The following is a 13,328-nucleotide window of genomic DNA, read 5'->3' as shown; positions in this document are numbered from 1 at the left end:
GGCCTACGGCCCCACCCACCCGCACGGGCCCCAGGGGTACGGACCGGCTCAGGGGTACGGCCCGCCGATGCCGCCCGGTCACCCGCAACCGGCACAGCCCCAGCCTCACCAGCCGCCCCGGCCGGGGCGACGTGGTGCGGGCACCGCGCTCCTCGTCGCCGTCGCGCTGGCCGTTGCGGTCGGCGCGGGCGGCACGGTGTACGCCGTCATGAAGGGCGGCCACGGACACGCGGGCGCGGACCGGTCGAAGCAGCCCACCGCGGGGACGTCCGGCTCACCCGGCACGCCGGGCGGCTCCGGGAACGCGGACGCCTCCGCCGGTCCCTCGCCGGGGGACGGGGACACCGCCCCCGTCTCCCCGTCGCCCGGCGCGGACGCGGACACCGGAGAGGTCCCCGAGGCGTACCTGGGGACGTGGACCTCCAGCTTCAGCGGACAGGACGGCACCCACACCCGCACCATGACGATCCGTCAGGGGAGCACGGGCGAGACCGTCATGACCCTGGCCGGCGCCGGTCCGACGTACGACTGCACCTGGTCGGCGGGGCTCACCGCCGGCGGGCCGCCCCTGGAGCTGGGCCCCTCGCGGCTGGTCTCCGGCGATCCGGCCAGTTGCCGGCCCGGGGAGCGGAGCGTGCTCGACATGCCGAACGCCTCCACCCTCGTGCGGGAACTCGTCGGGAGCGGGGGCACTCCGCTCATGTACACGAAGACCGGCTGACGGCCTCTTCCGAGGCCCGTCAGCCGGTCCATGCCGGTCCATGCCGGTCGATGCCGGTCCATGCCGGTCCGTACCGACCCGTGCCGGTCGCCGTGCGGGCCGGGGGCGGGTCGGAACCGTCCCGTCCCCCGGCCGCCCGGCTCATCGGGTCAGTGGCACTGCTTCACGTCGTAGCGGACGATCTGCGGGTCGTGGTCGCTCGCCTGGTCCGCGAACTCGGCGTTGATGTGCACCACGTCCAGCTGCGCGCGCCGGACGGCCGGGCTGGTCAGGATGTGGTCCAGCGTCTGCGAGTTGCCGTCGTAGACGTAGCTGTAGCGCTCGGCCGCGGGGAGCTTGGTGATGAGCGGCGTCAGCACGTCGGCCGTCGCAGTGTCACCGCTGGTCAGGATGTCCATCGTCTGCGAGAACTCGAAGTCGTTGAGGTCACCGAGCACGACCGCCTGGGCCTTGCGGTCGGCGGCCAGCAGCGACTTCACGAAGGCGTTGACCTCGGCGGCCTGGAGGTGCCGCTGGGTCTCGGAGCCGCGCGTCGGCTCCTGGAAGCGGCCGTGCAGCGGCTGGTCGCCGCCCTTGGACGCGAAGTGGTTGCCGATGACGAAGACGCTCTCGCCGCGGAAGGTGAACTCGCCGACGAGCGGCTTGCGGCTGTCCTCCCAGGCGGCGCTGGTCGGGTTGATGCGCCCGGGCGAGTACGTGAGCTTCGCGCCCTTGCGCGTCTTGACGACCTCGGTCGCGGTGGTGGCCGTCGCGTCCGTGCCGCGGTCCACGAAGTCGACGCGGTCCTCGTTGAAGAGGAAGGCCACCCGGATGTTGCCGCCCGGCTGGCCGCCGTCCTCTCCGTCCTGGGGGGCGACGTAGCGCCAGGAGTACCGCGGGCCGCCCGCCGCGACGATGGCGTCGGTGAACCGGGTCAGCGTCGCCTCGGAGGTGACGGTCCCGTCGTTCGTGGCGCCGTTGTCGTCCTGGATCTCCTCCAGCATGACGATGTCGGGGCCCGCCAGGTTGACCGCGACGCCCTCGGCGAGCCGGTCGAACTTCTCCTGCGCGTCGAGCGCGTCCAGGTTCTCCACGTTGTACGTGGCGATGGCGAGCTCCCGCTTGCGCTGCTTGCGGGTGACCTCTCGCTCCAGGCCGTTGTCGACGACCGTGCCGAGGGCCGACGCCATGAGCGTGTAACCGCCGTAGGAGTCGTAGTCGAGCGGGCCCGCGGTGGTGCCGGAGAGCTCGTCGCCGACGTTGGCCTTCGGGAAGGCGGCGGAGTCGAGCGACTCGATCTTGACCCGGTGCGGGTTCGGGGTGTCGTACGAGGAGTAGATGGTGCCGCCGCGCGCGGTCGGGTTCTCGTCCGGGTCGGTGGTCACCCACAGCTCGTTGTACTCGGTCGAGCGGCCGACGACGCGGGTGTCGCCCACCTCGACGCGGACGCCTTCCAGGGACTCGTAGAAGTCCAGGGCGTACGTGGCGGGTTCGAGGGTGAGCGCCTCGATGCTGCCGCCGTCCGCGGTCGGGACGTAGGCGTCCGGCACGGAGTCCGCGTCCAGGACGACGGCCTCGGGCAGCGCGTTGCCGCTGGAGAGCACCGTGGTGGTCGGGCCGCTGATCTGGGTGATCGACTGGCTGCCGGTGCCCGGGTAGTACTCCGCGACCTTGCCGCTGACCAGGACGGAGTCGCCGGCCTTGACGGTGGGGACGGCCGAGCCGGTGTAGACGAACAGGCCCTCGCTGGTGGCCGCGTCGCCGTCGGCCTGCGGGTCCTGGATCCAGAAGCCCTTGGAGCCGCTGGTGCGCACACCGGTGACGATGCCGGGGACGCGGGTGACGGTCGCGCCCTTGAGCGGGGAGACGCGGGTGGTTCCCTGGATGTCGTGGATGCGGTCGGGTCCGGGCTCCGTCGGTTCCGGCTCGGGCTCCTGGGCGGTGCCGGAGTTGACCGGGCTCGGCTCGCCCGCCGTGAAGTCGGCGGCGTTGTCGTCGGTGTCCGCGAGGGAGGCGGCGCGGGACGCCGAGGCCGTGTTGCCGGTGCCGGCGGCGGGGCCGCTGCCCTCGCGCACCACGGCGCTGCCGTAGCCGACGAGGTCGACGATCCGGCTGTCCGCGGCGCAGTCGGCGGCGGTCAGGCAGGTCAGCGGGGTGGTGCCGGAGACCAGGGCGACCGTGCCCGAGCCACCGCCCATGGCGATGGACCCGCTCGCGTCCGGGGCCGGGAGGGCTGTGGTGCCGCCGGTGCCCGCGGCCTCCTGGACGAGGTAGCGGCCGCCGGGGGCGATCGCGCCGGTCAGCGCCGTCGCCTGCCACTTGGACGAGGCGGAGGGGGAGCCGGGCAGGTACTGGACGCTGTAGCCGGACAGGTCGTACGCGGAGCCCGAGGCGTTGGCCAACTCGATGAAGTCATGGGTCAGTGTGGCGCCGGAGTTGCCCCCGCCGCCGTACACCTCCGCGATGACGGCGCTCGTGGACGGCGCGGCGTACGCGGCGGGGATCGCGATCCCGGTCAGCACGACCGAGGCGGCAACTGACGTCGATATGAGGGCAGTCGCGGCTATTCGGCTGCGGCGGCGTGATCTGCCGGATGCGGGCACGTGTGTCTCTCCTCGACCTGGACCGGAGCCTGAAATCCGGTACTGAGTCCGGTGCTGAAGTCCGAAGCTGCGGTGTGTGGTGTGCAGTTGGCCCGGCGCGGTGGCCTCCTGAATGGCCTCACACGCCGGTCGGGCTCAAGTTACGCGCGTAGAGACATGCCGGACAAGGTGCCGTAGGTTAAATCTCCGTGCGGGTTACCGACCGGTACTGGTTCTCGCACCGATTCGGTACCGGTGAAGTACGCCTGCCGTACCGCCCTCGTACGACACCCGTACGCCGCGCGTACGCCCCCGCTCCGTACCTTGGCCGCCCTTCCATGCGGACGAAGCTACGGGGGCCGATTCGAATGGACTGGGTGAACGCCGACATCGTCGTGGCCGTGTTCTCCTCGCTGCTGGGCCTGGCGGCCACGGCCGCCACCATCTGGTACCGGCCGCGCGCCCCGCGCAAACGCATCGGCTACCGCGTCCAGATGGACACCCCCATCGGCAGCGACAACCGCGACGGCCAGGACCGGACCAACGTGCGGCTCGGCCTCTTCGACGAACTGGCGGACATGTCGGACGCCACGCTCGTCCTGCTGCGGGTGGAGAACGACGGCGCCGAGTCCATCCGCAACTCCGACTACACCAGCCCCGACCCGGACCACGGGCTGACCGTCACCTTCAGCGGCCGCACCGTGCGCGGGGTCGCCGTCACCCAGCCCGACGCGCAGCACCTGATGGAGCACTTCACCCCGGACGGCTCCGCGGGCCTCCAGCACGCGGGCAACCGGATCCAACTGCCCCGCGTGCCCCTCAACCCGGACCAGCACTACAAACTGCTGGTCCTGCTCACCGGGGGCCCGGTCGGCGCGGCCGTCACCGTGACCGGCGGTCTCCAGGACGGTGTCGTGGTCCCCAACCGCAGCATGTCCGTGGACGAGAAGCCGCCGCTGTTCAGCAGACCTGCCCGGTACCTCACCGCCGCCCTCACCTCCGTGGTCATCCTGCTCGCCGGCTTCGTCGTGGTCCGCGAGGAGCTGCCGCCGCCGATCGGCTGCGCGTCCGGCGAGCTCACGGTCATCGGCTCGACGGCCTTTGCGGCCGTCGCGGAGGAACTGGCCGAGGAGTACGAGTCGGACTGCCCCGGATCGCGGATCACGGTGGACGCGCACGGCAGCGACAACGGCATAAGGGACCTCGACGACGGCAAGGGCTCCCCCGCCCCCGCCCTCGTCGCGGTCTCCGACGGCCGCAAACCCGACGGCTACCCGAAGCTGGTCGAGGAACGGGTCGCGGTCTCCGTCTTCGCAGTGGTGGTCAACGAGTACGTGCCCGTGAAGGACCTGACGACGGAGCAGTTACGGCGCATCTACCGGGGTGAGATCACCAACTGGAACGAGGTCGGCGGTCCGGACCTGGACATCCGCCTGGTCAGCAGGGACGCCAACTCGGGCACCCGGGACACCTTCCGGCGGCAGGTGCTCGCCGGGCGCGGCGAGCCCGCCTTCTCCTCACGGGACTGCCTGCGCAAGGACGACCCGAGCGCCCGCGTCATCCGCTGCGAACTGAACAGCACCGCCCAGGTGCTGCGGACGGTGGCCCGGGTGCGGGGCGCCATCGGCTACAGCGAACTGCGCGCGACCTCGGGCCGCGAAGGCCTGCACACCGTGCGCCTGAACGGTGCGGCCCCCTCCGTCCAGAGCCTCGCCGAGGGCGGCGGCCCCGGCGCCTACCCGTTCACGGAGGTCGAGTACGCCTACACCCGCGGCCGCCCGGCGGCCGGCTCGATCCGCGCCTCGTTCCTCAACTACATGATCAGGGGCGCCGGCCAGGACATCATGACCGCCCACGGCCACCTGCCCTGCTACCACCCGGAGGGCATGGAACTCTGCACCCGCCGCTGACCGCCCGGGGAGCCTGCGGAACGTGGTCGGGCAATGGCGCGTCGTGTGATCACGAATGCTCAAGTTCTGCTCTGAACAGGGAGGTTCACATTGTGTTGCGGCCCCCCGGGTCCCTAGGGTCACTCCGACCCGCCTTTGACCACAAGGCGCAATGCAGAGGGAACTATGCGTAGCAGAACCGGCAGGTGGATGGCTGTGCCCATCCTGGCCGTGACCATGACGACCTTCGCCCCGACGGCGGTGGCCGCGACACCGGAGCCCGAAGCGGAGCCCGCCGCCACCGGCTCCGCGACTGACTTCGTCTACGACCCAGGCATAACGTACGACGCGGCTGCCGATACCCTCTCCGAGCTTCCGGAGGTGAACGGGGAGCCCGGCATGGGACAGGTCGGCCCGCTGCGGTGCGACAACCCGTACCGCAAGTGGTACGAGATCGTCTCCGCGCCTGAGATCCACATGAAGTGGCCCGGTACGTCCTTCAAGGATGGCCCGGGCGGCACGATGGTCGTCAAGGTCGAGACCTCGGGAAAGCTCAAGGCCGAGGTCACGGCCGGCTTCGAGGCCGAACTGAGCGGAGTCGTCGCCACGGCCAAGGCCAAGGTCGACGCCACCCTCGGCGTGGAGGTCGGCATCACTGTCGGCCATGAGTACCGGCGTAACATCAGCAGGAACAAGTACGGGCACGTCAAGTACGGTTCCTGGGGCCGCAAGGTGAAGTGGAAGAAGTACGAGACAAGCGCCGACCGTTGCGGAAAGAAGCTGCTCCGCTCCAGCACCTTCTTGCTTCCGGACAAGGATGAGCTCGGCTGGAAATACTGGGAAACCAGCTCATGAGCCGCCCTTGCGCCGCAGCGCTGCTCTCCGTGATGCTGGCCGCCTCGGCCGTCGCCTGCTCCGGCGGGACCGACGGTCCGACGCCGGCGCCCGCCACCAGCAAGCCGTCGGCATCGACGCGGCCGCCGGCCGGTGAGACGGACGACGCTCTGACCAGTCGCGCCCGCAGCGCCGTCTCGGCGGTGGACATCGATGATCCCGCCTTCGTCGAGTCAGGCGTGGCTTCGGTGGACGAGGGCGTACACAACCGCTCGGTGCTCACCGCGGGCAAGCTGTACGAGATCGTGGTGGCCTGCGCCGGCACCGGCACCGTGCAGGTCACCGTGAACAGCGGGAAGGCCCAGGTCCAGGACTGTGACGCGCAGGCGGCCTCTTATCGGATCGCCCAGGCCCCGGCGGAACTGGACATCTCCATCGAGGGCGCTCCGAAGGCCTCGGGCATGGTCGCCTGGCAGATCAACGCCGAAAAGCGATAGCGGCGCGGGATCGGACACGAACTGCCCTGCCCCGCACTGGTGTCGCGGGGCAGGGGAGGGCAGCGCAACTGGCTGGATGCCCATCTCCCTTACTGCAGTGCCTCGGCCAGGCTTTCGATCAGTTCGAGGGTCGGGTCGACACTGCTCTCTTCGATGCGCTCGATTCTCTCTACGGACATACCGGTCCGGTCGGCGAGTTCCGCGCTGCTCAGCCCGAGTGCCGAGCGCCTTTCATGGACGGCGAGAGCGAAATCCATGCGCCACCCGGCGGCCCGGTACGCGGGGTCCTCCCGGCGCTCGGGCGGGACGATCCAGGTGGTGTGGTAGCCGCTGCTCATGGCGCCTCCTCGGCACGCGCTGCCGCCGCCTTTGTACCCACACAAGCGGCGCAGGGGTCGGAGATCGCGCGGTTCGAGGGGCTGTCACTCGAACGGGAGAGCTTCCAGCCCGCTCGGACCCGTGCCCCGAGACGCGGTCACGAGGCACGGGTTCCTGTCTCCGAGCGGGTCAGTTACGCCGTGTCGCGAGGACGCCCTTGCGGCAGTCGGGGCGCTTCGACTCCGGGGTGATGAGGGCGGCGGTCTCGTCGTCCAGTGCGTAGCAGAGCTGCGCGTGCAGGATCTCCGCCTCGGCGGAGGTGAGGCGCAGCGCGAGGTCCGTCTCGAACGCGCCGTCCCTGCGCAGCCAGAGGTCGATGGTGAGCGTGCCGTCCTCCTCCCGCCGTACGGGCTTGCTGGGTACGCGGCTGACCTGCATCCGGGGTGCGCTCATCAGGCCGCCACCCCCAGCGGGGCCGCGGCGGGAAGGCCCACCCGGTGACCGTGGATCACCCCGGGCCCGATGTCGATCCCGTCGAGGGCGAGCGCCGGCGCCCGGCGGCGCAAGTGCTGCTCGTGCGCGACGAGGTAGGGGCGGACGCGAGAGGCGGCCGGCACCGGTCGTCGGGCCGGCCGCCTCGCGGGGGATCACAGGAACGGGTTGATCTCGATCGTCTCCGTGCGGCCCGGACCGACGCCGATCGCGGAGATCGGCGCGCCCGACATCTCCTCCAGCGCCTTCACGTAGTCCTGCGCGTTCTTCGGCAGGTCGGCGAAGGTCTTGGCCTTGGTGATGTCCTCGGACCAGCCGGGCAGCATCTCGTAGACCGGCTTCGCGTGGTGGAAGTCGGTCTGGCTGTACGGGAGCTCCTCGACGCGCTTGCCGTCGATCTCGTACGCCACGCAGACCGGGATCTGCTCCCAGCCCGTCAGCACGTCCAGCTTGGTGAGGAAGAAGTCGGTGAGGCCGTTGACGCGGGTCGCGTAGCGGGCGATGACCGCGTCGAACCAGCCGCAGCGGCGGTCGCGGCCGGTGGTGACGCCGCGCTCACCGCCGATGCGGCGCAGGGCCTCGCCGTCCTTGTCGAAGAGTTCCGTCGGGAAGGGTCCGGCACCCACCCGGGTGGTGTATGCCTTGAGGATGCCGATGACCCGGGAGATCTTGGTCGGGCCGACACCGGAGCCGGTGCAGGCACCGCCCGCGGTCGGGTTGGACGAGGTCACGAAGGGATACGTTCCGTGGTCCACGTCGAGCAGGGTGCCCTGGCCGCCCTCGAAGAGGACGACCTTGCCCTCGTCGAGCGCGTTGTTCAGCACGAGGGTGGTGTCCGCGACGTACGGGCGGATCTGCTCGCCGTAGCCCAGCAGCTCCTCGACGATCCGGCCGGCCTCGATGGCGCGCCGGTTGTAGAGCTTGGCGAGGATCTGGTTCTTGAAGTCGAGGGCCGCCTCGACCTTCTGCTCCAGGATCGACTCGTCGTAGAGGTCCTGGACGCGGATGCCGACGCGGTTGATCTTGTCGGCGTAGGACGGGCCGATACCACGTCCCGTGGTGCCGATCTTCCGCTTGCCGAGAAAGCGTTCCGTCACCTTGTCGATGGTGGTGTGATACGACGTGATCAGATGGGCGTTGCCGCTGATGAGGAGCTTGGACGTGTCCACGCCGCGCTCGTTCAGCCCGCTCAGCTCGGAGAGCAGGACCGCCGGGTCGACGACGACGCCGTTACCGATGACCGGAGTGCACTCCGGCGAGAGGATTCCGGAGGGGAGGAGGTGGAGCGCGTACTTCTGGTCGCCGACGACGACCGTGTGGCCGGCGTTGTTGCCGCCCTGGTAGCGCACCACGTAATCGACGGATCCACCGAGCAGGTCGGTGGCCTTCCCCTTGCCCTCGTCACCCCACTGAGCACCGAGCAGCACAAGTGCGGGCACAGGCGTACACCCCTTCCGGGTGGGGCATGTCCAACATGGGGCGACGGATTTTGGACACAGGTCCGTAGAAGTCCGTCACCATCAGCAGTCGAACCGGTGCCCCGGAATAGACGAAGCCCCTGGCGCAATAGCGCAAGGGGCTCTTGCACAGAGATGCTACCTGAATACCCGAGGAAGGACCCCGGTGTCGGCTCCAGACCCCGCCGGTGCCGCCGCTCAGAGCGGCACCAGCCCCCTGCTTGTGGTCATCGACCCGGTCGCCCGGCGCGCGGACGGCGAGTCCGCGCGCATCGCGAAGGACGTGCTCTGCGCCGGGGCCGCGGCGAAGGTCTGCTACCCGGAGTCACCGGAGGAGTACGCGCGGGCGCTGGCCCTGCGGGGCCGGCGGCGCCCCGTGGTGGTGGGTGACGACCGGTCGCTGATGCGGGTGGTGGCGCTGCTGCACCGGGAGCGGGAGCTGTCGTCGAGTGTGCTGTCGGTCGTCCCCGTGGGCGGCGCGGGCGCGGTGCGGCTGGTCCGCTCGCTGGGTGTGCCGACGGGCGCCGTCGCCGCCGCGCGCGCCGTGCTGGAGGGCACGGCGCGCCGGCTGGACCTGCTGGTGGACGACAGCGACGGAGTGGTGCTGACAGGGCTGCGCATTCCGGTCCCGGTGTCGGCCGTCGACGTGCCGCCGCCCGGGCGGGAGTCAGGGTCGCGGTCCGGGACCGGACCGTGGTGGGCGCCGCCGCTGCGCACCTGCCAGTCGCTGGTGCGCACGCTGACGCGGCCCGCCATGTCGTCGGCGTCCGGGGCGGCCGGCCGGCGTCCCACCCGGCTGCGGGTGGAGGCGGACGGGGTGACACTGATCGATCTGGACCAGCCGGTGGAGGGCGTGTCGGTGACGGCCAGGAACGGCCTGGCCGAGGTGGAGGTGCGACCCACGGCGGTGGGCGCGCAGGCCGGTCCGGTACGGGCCACCGCGCGCACGGTGACGGTGTCGGGGCCGGACTTCCGCTACCGCGCGGACGCGGCGGTGTCGGGCCCGGTCAGGACGCGGACCTGGACGGTCCGGCCCGGGGCGTGGTCGCTGACCCTGCCCGCGGCGGGGCCGGGGGAGGCTGCGGACGCGGCGGCGGCCCCTCAGTCGCCGAAGCGCTCACCCCGGTAGTGGCGCCAGCGCTCCAGCATGCCCTGGAGTTCCTTTTCCAGGAACTCGAAGAAGGCGAGGGTCTCCGACATGCGGCGGCCCGCCGGAGAGGCGCCTCCGAGGCTGGCGACACCCTCGCGGAGGGTGTCCTCCCAGCGCCTCATCAACTGGTCGCGGTTGGCCAGCGCCTCGTACCACTGGTTGCTGTGCAGCCGGTACCGGTCACGCCGGGAGCCGGGCTCGCGTTCCCGGATGACCATGTCGACCTGCGCGAGGTAGCGGACGCCGCCGGAGACGGCGGCGGGACTGATGCGCAGCTGGTCCGCGAGTTCCGCGGAGCCCATGACACCGGAGTCGGACGAGAGCAGGGCGGCGAAGATCCGGGACGGCATGCGCGGCATGCCCGCCTCCACGAGCTGTGAGGCGAACCGCTCGACGAAACGGGAGACGGCCTCCTTGCTGCGCTCCGCCGCGGCCGGGTCGGCGGGCGTGGCGACATCCGCGGCCGGGTCCGGCGCCGGGTCCGGGTCCGGGTCCGGGTCCGGGTCCGGGTCCGGGTCCGGGTCCGGGTCCGCGGGTATGGTCACGTCCGCCGCCGCCCGGTCCGAAGGTGCCGCCCCGTCCGCAGGTGCGGTCGCATCCGCAGGTGCCGTCGCGTCCGCGACCGTCTCCGCAAGTGCGATCGCGTCCGCAGCCACCGCCGCGGCTCGTGGCGCCTCCTCGGTCATCTCTCGATCATCTCCCAGGTCGACGGGGTATCCGAGTTTAATACGATTCCTTAACTTCACAAATTTGTGAAAGAAGCGTACGTTCGGGAGACATGACGAAGGCAATCACCGTCTCCGGACTCCACAAGTCGTTCGGCGGCACCCACGCGCTGGACGGTCTCGACCTGACCGTCGAGACCGGCGAGGTGCACGGCTTCCTCGGCCCCAACGGTTCCGGGAAGTCCACCACCATCCGCGTCCTGCTGGGCCTGCTGCGCGCCGACGCCGGAGCGGCGCGGATGCTGGGAATGGACCCCTGGCACGACGCTGTCGAGCTGCACCGCCGGGTCGCGTACGTCCCGGGCGACGTCACCCTGTGGCGCAACCTCTCCGGCGGGGAGGTGATCGACCTGTACGGGCGGCTGCGCGGCGGCCTCGACACGGCGCGCCGCGACCGGCTCATCGAGCGGTTCGAACTCGACCCGACCAAGAAGGGCCGCACCTACTCCAAGGGCAACCGGCAGAAGGTCGCCCTGGTCGCGGCGCTCGCCTCGGACGTCGAGCTGCTGATCCTGGACGAGCCGACCGCGGGGCTCGACCCGCTGATGGAGGAGGTCTTCCAGAACTGCGTCGAGGAGGAGCGCGACCGCGGCCGGACCGTGCTGCTGTCCAGCCATGTGCTGAGCGAGGTCGAGGCGCTGTGCGACCGGGTGAGCATCATCCGCAAGGGCCGGACCGTGGAGAGCGGATCGCTCGCCGACCTGCGGCACCTGACGCGGACGAGCGTGACCGCCGAACTCGCCGCGCCGCCCAACGGACTCACCCACCTTCCCGGCGTGTACGACGTCGACGTGCAGGGCAAGCGGGTCAGCCTCCAGGTCGAGACGGACAAGCTGGACGCGGTGCTGCGTTCCCTGACCGAGTCCGGGGTGCGCTCGCTGACCAGCAGGCCGCCGACGCTGGAGGAGCTCTTCCTGCGGCACTACACCGATGCCGAGGGCCCGCGCGGCACCGGCGCGGAGACGGCCCGCACCGGGACGGAGGCCGCGCGATGACCGCCGCCACCGCGCGGACCGCGCCGCCAGCGCCGACGTACACGTCGCGCACCGCGCGCTCCCGGCAGCTCGCCGGCACGGGGACGCTGCTCAGGCTCGCCCTGCGGCGCGACCGGGTGATGCTGCCGGTGTGGACACTGGTGATCGCCGGAATCATCGTCAGCGGTGTGTCGTCCATCGGCTCGCTGTACGCGACGGCCGCCGAACGGGCCGAACTGGCCGCCTCCATGACCGCCAACAGCTCCCTGCGCTCCCTCTACGGGCCGGTGTTCGACGACTCGGTGGGCGGACTCGTCGCCTGGCGGTTCGGCGTCTTCAGCACCACCCTCGCCGCCATCATGAGCCTGATGATCGTCATCCGGCACACCCGGGAGGAAGAGGAGACCGGTCGTCAGGAACTGCTCTCCGCGGCCATGGTGGGGCGGCGCGCCCCGCTCACCGCGGCGCTGCTCGCCGCGCTCCTCGGCAACGCCGCGGTCGCGCTGCTGGTGACGGCCGGCGTCGCCGGCGAGGGCTTCGCCGGCGCGCTCGCGCTGGGGCTCGCCGTCGGCGGCACCGGCATGCTGTTCGCCACGCTGGCGGCGATCGCGGCGCAGCTCACCGAGGGCGCCCGGCTCGCCAGGGGCATCACCGCCGCCGCGCTCGGCCTGGCCTTCGTGCTGCGCGCGGCGGGGGACGCCGGGACCGACGACGGATCCTCGGTGCTGACCTGGCTCTCCCCGATCGGCTGGAGCGAGAACGTCCGCGCGTACGGCGGCGAACGGTGGTGGGTGCCGGCCCTGATCGCGGCGGCGGTCGTGGTCCAGGGCGGCGTGGCGTACCTCCTCGCGGGGCGGCGCGACGTCGGCATGAGCTTCCTGCCCACCAGGCCGGGACCGGCGGTGGGCCGGCTCGCCACCGCGGGCGGGCTCGCCTGGCGCCTCCAGCGCGGCAGCGTGTTCGGCTGGGTCGCGGGATTCGCGGTGGCCGGACTCGTCTTCGGCGGCATGGTGGAGGGTGCGGCCGACCTCGTCGGCGACAACGAACGCGCCCGCGAGATCTTCGAACGCATGGGCGGACAGTCGGCTCTGTCGAACGCGTTCCTCGCGGCGATGCTCGGCATGCTGGGGATGATCGCCTCGCTGTACATCGTCTCGTCCGTGCTGCGGCTGTACGGCGAGGAGACCTCGGGGCGGGCCGAGCCGGTGCTGGCCAACGCGGTCGGACGGCTGCGGTGGGCCGCCGGCCACCTGCTGATCGCCTTCGGCGGCTCGGTGGTGATCATGCTGGTCGGCGGGCTGGGGCTCGCGGCCGGCTACGGGCAGGACTTGGGGCCCGTCCTCGGCGCCGCGCTGGTGCGGCTGCCGGCGGTCTGGCTGCTGGGCGCGGTGGCGGTGCTGCTGTACGGGGCGCTGCCGAGGGCGGCCACCGCGGCGTGGGCGGCGGCCGGGATCAGCCTGGCGGTGGGCTGGGTCGGCCCCGCGCTCGACCTGCCCCAGCCGGTGATGAACCTGTCCCCCTTCGAGCACCTGCCGAGCCTGCCCGGTCCCGAGATGTCCTGGCCCCCGGTGCTGCTGCTGACGGCCCTGGCCGCGGTACTCCTGGTCGCGGGGCTGGTCGGGCTGCACCGCCGGGACCTGATGACCGGTTGACGCGACCGGGGTGAAGCGACCCGGGGGCAGGCGGACCGCGCCCGCCCCCGCCCGCCCC

At 71.6% G+C, this 13,328-nt stretch carries 12 protein-coding genes and 1 pseudogene; 7 read left to right on the top strand and 6 right to left on the bottom strand.

All coding sequences use genetic code 11. The features are described 5' to 3' along the window. Positions 1-721 (top strand): annotated as a pseudogene (locus GUY61_RS24605) (serine/threonine protein kinase); the annotation flags it as partial. Between the two features lie 149 nt (positions 722-870). Here the strand turns inward: GUY61_RS24605 and GUY61_RS24600 are convergent. Then, positions 871-3,267: a lamin tail domain-containing protein gene (locus GUY61_RS24600; protein WP_313896836.1), complete on the bottom strand. Its 2,397-nt coding sequence runs from the start codon at positions 3,265-3,267 to the stop codon at positions 871-873. A gap of 383 nt (positions 3,268-3,650) precedes the next feature. Between GUY61_RS24600 and GUY61_RS24595 the strand changes: the two genes are divergently transcribed. The 3 genes from GUY61_RS24595 (at position 3,651) to GUY61_RS24585 (ending at position 6,502) form a co-directional block, all read left to right on the top strand. Beyond that, entirely contained in the window at positions 3,651-5,192 is a 1,542-nt protein-coding gene (locus GUY61_RS24595; RefSeq protein WP_166632425.1) for a substrate-binding domain-containing protein, read from the top strand. Between the two features lie 189 nt (positions 5,193-5,381). After that, positions 5,382-6,026: a hypothetical protein gene (locus GUY61_RS24590; protein WP_208106413.1), complete on the top strand. Its 645-nt coding sequence runs from the start codon at positions 5,382-5,384 to the stop codon at positions 6,024-6,026. Continuing rightward, a complete protein-coding gene (locus GUY61_RS24585) occupies positions 6,023-6,502 on the top strand; it encodes a hypothetical protein (protein WP_166632424.1) in 480 nt (159 codons plus the stop codon). Before GUY61_RS24590 ends, GUY61_RS24585 begins: the two co-directional genes overlap by 4 nt. 89 nt (positions 6,503-6,591) lie before the next feature. Here GUY61_RS24585 and GUY61_RS24580 read toward each other — a convergent pair whose 3' ends face one another. The 4 genes from GUY61_RS24580 to GUY61_RS24565 form a co-directional block, all read right to left on the bottom strand. Next, positions 6,592-6,840 (bottom strand): helix-turn-helix domain-containing protein, encoded by a 249-nt coding sequence (locus GUY61_RS24580; RefSeq protein ID WP_166632423.1) that lies wholly within the window; start codon positions 6,838-6,840, stop codon positions 6,592-6,594. A 169-nt stretch (positions 6,841-7,009) separates the two neighbouring features. After that, positions 7,010-7,273 (bottom strand): hypothetical protein, encoded by a 264-nt coding sequence (locus tag GUY61_RS24575; RefSeq protein ID WP_166632422.1) that lies wholly within the window; start codon positions 7,271-7,273, stop codon positions 7,010-7,012. Further along, a complete protein-coding gene (locus GUY61_RS24570; protein WP_166632421.1) occupies positions 7,273-7,437 on the bottom strand; it encodes a hypothetical protein in 165 nt (54 codons plus the stop codon). The genes GUY61_RS24575 and GUY61_RS24570 overlap by 1 nt, the downstream gene beginning before the upstream one ends. Before the next feature lie 30 nt (positions 7,438-7,467). After that, positions 7,468-8,751 (bottom strand): adenylosuccinate synthase, encoded by a 1,284-nt coding sequence (locus GUY61_RS24565; protein WP_166632420.1) that lies wholly within the window; start codon positions 8,749-8,751, stop codon positions 7,468-7,470. Positions 8,752-8,935: 184 nt separating this feature from the next. Between GUY61_RS24565 and GUY61_RS24560 the strand changes: the two genes are divergently transcribed. Next, complete coding sequence (locus GUY61_RS24560; protein ID WP_166632419.1) at positions 8,936-9,898, top strand: diacylglycerol kinase; 963 nt, start codon at positions 8,936-8,938, stop codon at positions 9,896-9,898. Here GUY61_RS24560 and GUY61_RS24555 read toward each other — a convergent pair. Then, the gene (locus GUY61_RS24555) at positions 9,871-10,458 is read right to left on the bottom strand and encodes a GbsR/MarR family transcriptional regulator (protein WP_398956737.1); all 588 of its coding nucleotides are present in this window, start codon (positions 10,456-10,458) and stop codon (positions 9,871-9,873) included. The genes GUY61_RS24560 and GUY61_RS24555 overlap by 28 nt on opposite strands. 239 nt (positions 10,459-10,697) lie before the next feature. Here GUY61_RS24555 and GUY61_RS24550 point away from each other — a divergent pair, with 239 nt between their 5' ends. Together GUY61_RS24550 and GUY61_RS24545 are read left to right on the top strand one after the other, a co-directional pair. Then, positions 10,698-11,639, top strand: a complete 942-nt coding sequence (locus GUY61_RS24550; protein ID WP_166632418.1) for an ABC transporter ATP-binding protein — start codon at positions 10,698-10,700, stop codon at positions 11,637-11,639. Continuing rightward, positions 11,636-13,270, top strand: coding sequence for an ABC transporter permease (locus tag GUY61_RS24545; protein ID WP_166632417.1), 1,635 nt, complete (start codon positions 11,636-11,638; stop codon positions 13,268-13,270). The genes GUY61_RS24550 and GUY61_RS24545 overlap by 4 nt, the downstream gene beginning before the upstream one ends. Positions 13,271-13,328: the final 58 nt, after the last annotated feature.

The organism is Streptomyces sp. GC420, from assembly GCF_009916105.1.
Classification (GTDB): Bacteria; Actinomycetota; Actinomycetes; order Streptomycetales; family Streptomycetaceae; genus Streptomyces.
The sequence above is the reverse complement of the archived record's forward strand: the minus strand, read 5'-3'. Positions and strand labels throughout refer to the sequence as shown.

Excerpts from the sequence above, each read along its gene's own strand:
- GUY61_RS24580 (WP_166632423.1), bottom strand. The coding sequence starts at position 6,840 with ATGAGCAGCGGCTACCACACCACCTGGATCGTCCCGCCCGAGCGCCGG.
- GUY61_RS24590 (WP_208106413.1), top strand. The coding sequence starts at position 5,382 with ATGGCTGTGCCCATCCTGGCCGTGACCATGACGACCTTCGCCCCGACG.
- GUY61_RS24585 (WP_166632424.1), top strand. The coding sequence starts at position 6,023 with ATGAGCCGCCCTTGCGCCGCAGCGCTGCTCTCCGTGATGCTGGCCGCC.
- GUY61_RS24550 (WP_166632418.1), top strand. The coding sequence starts at position 10,698 with ATGACGAAGGCAATCACCGTCTCCGGACTCCACAAGTCGTTCGGCGGC.
- GUY61_RS24545 (WP_166632417.1), top strand. The coding sequence starts at position 11,636 with ATGACCGCCGCCACCGCGCGGACCGCGCCGCCAGCGCCGACGTACACG.
- GUY61_RS24575 (WP_166632422.1), bottom strand. The coding sequence starts at position 7,273 with ATGAGCGCACCCCGGATGCAGGTCAGCCGCGTACCCAGCAAGCCCGTA.
- GUY61_RS24595 (WP_166632425.1), top strand. The coding sequence starts at position 3,651 with ATGGACTGGGTGAACGCCGACATCGTCGTGGCCGTGTTCTCCTCGCTG.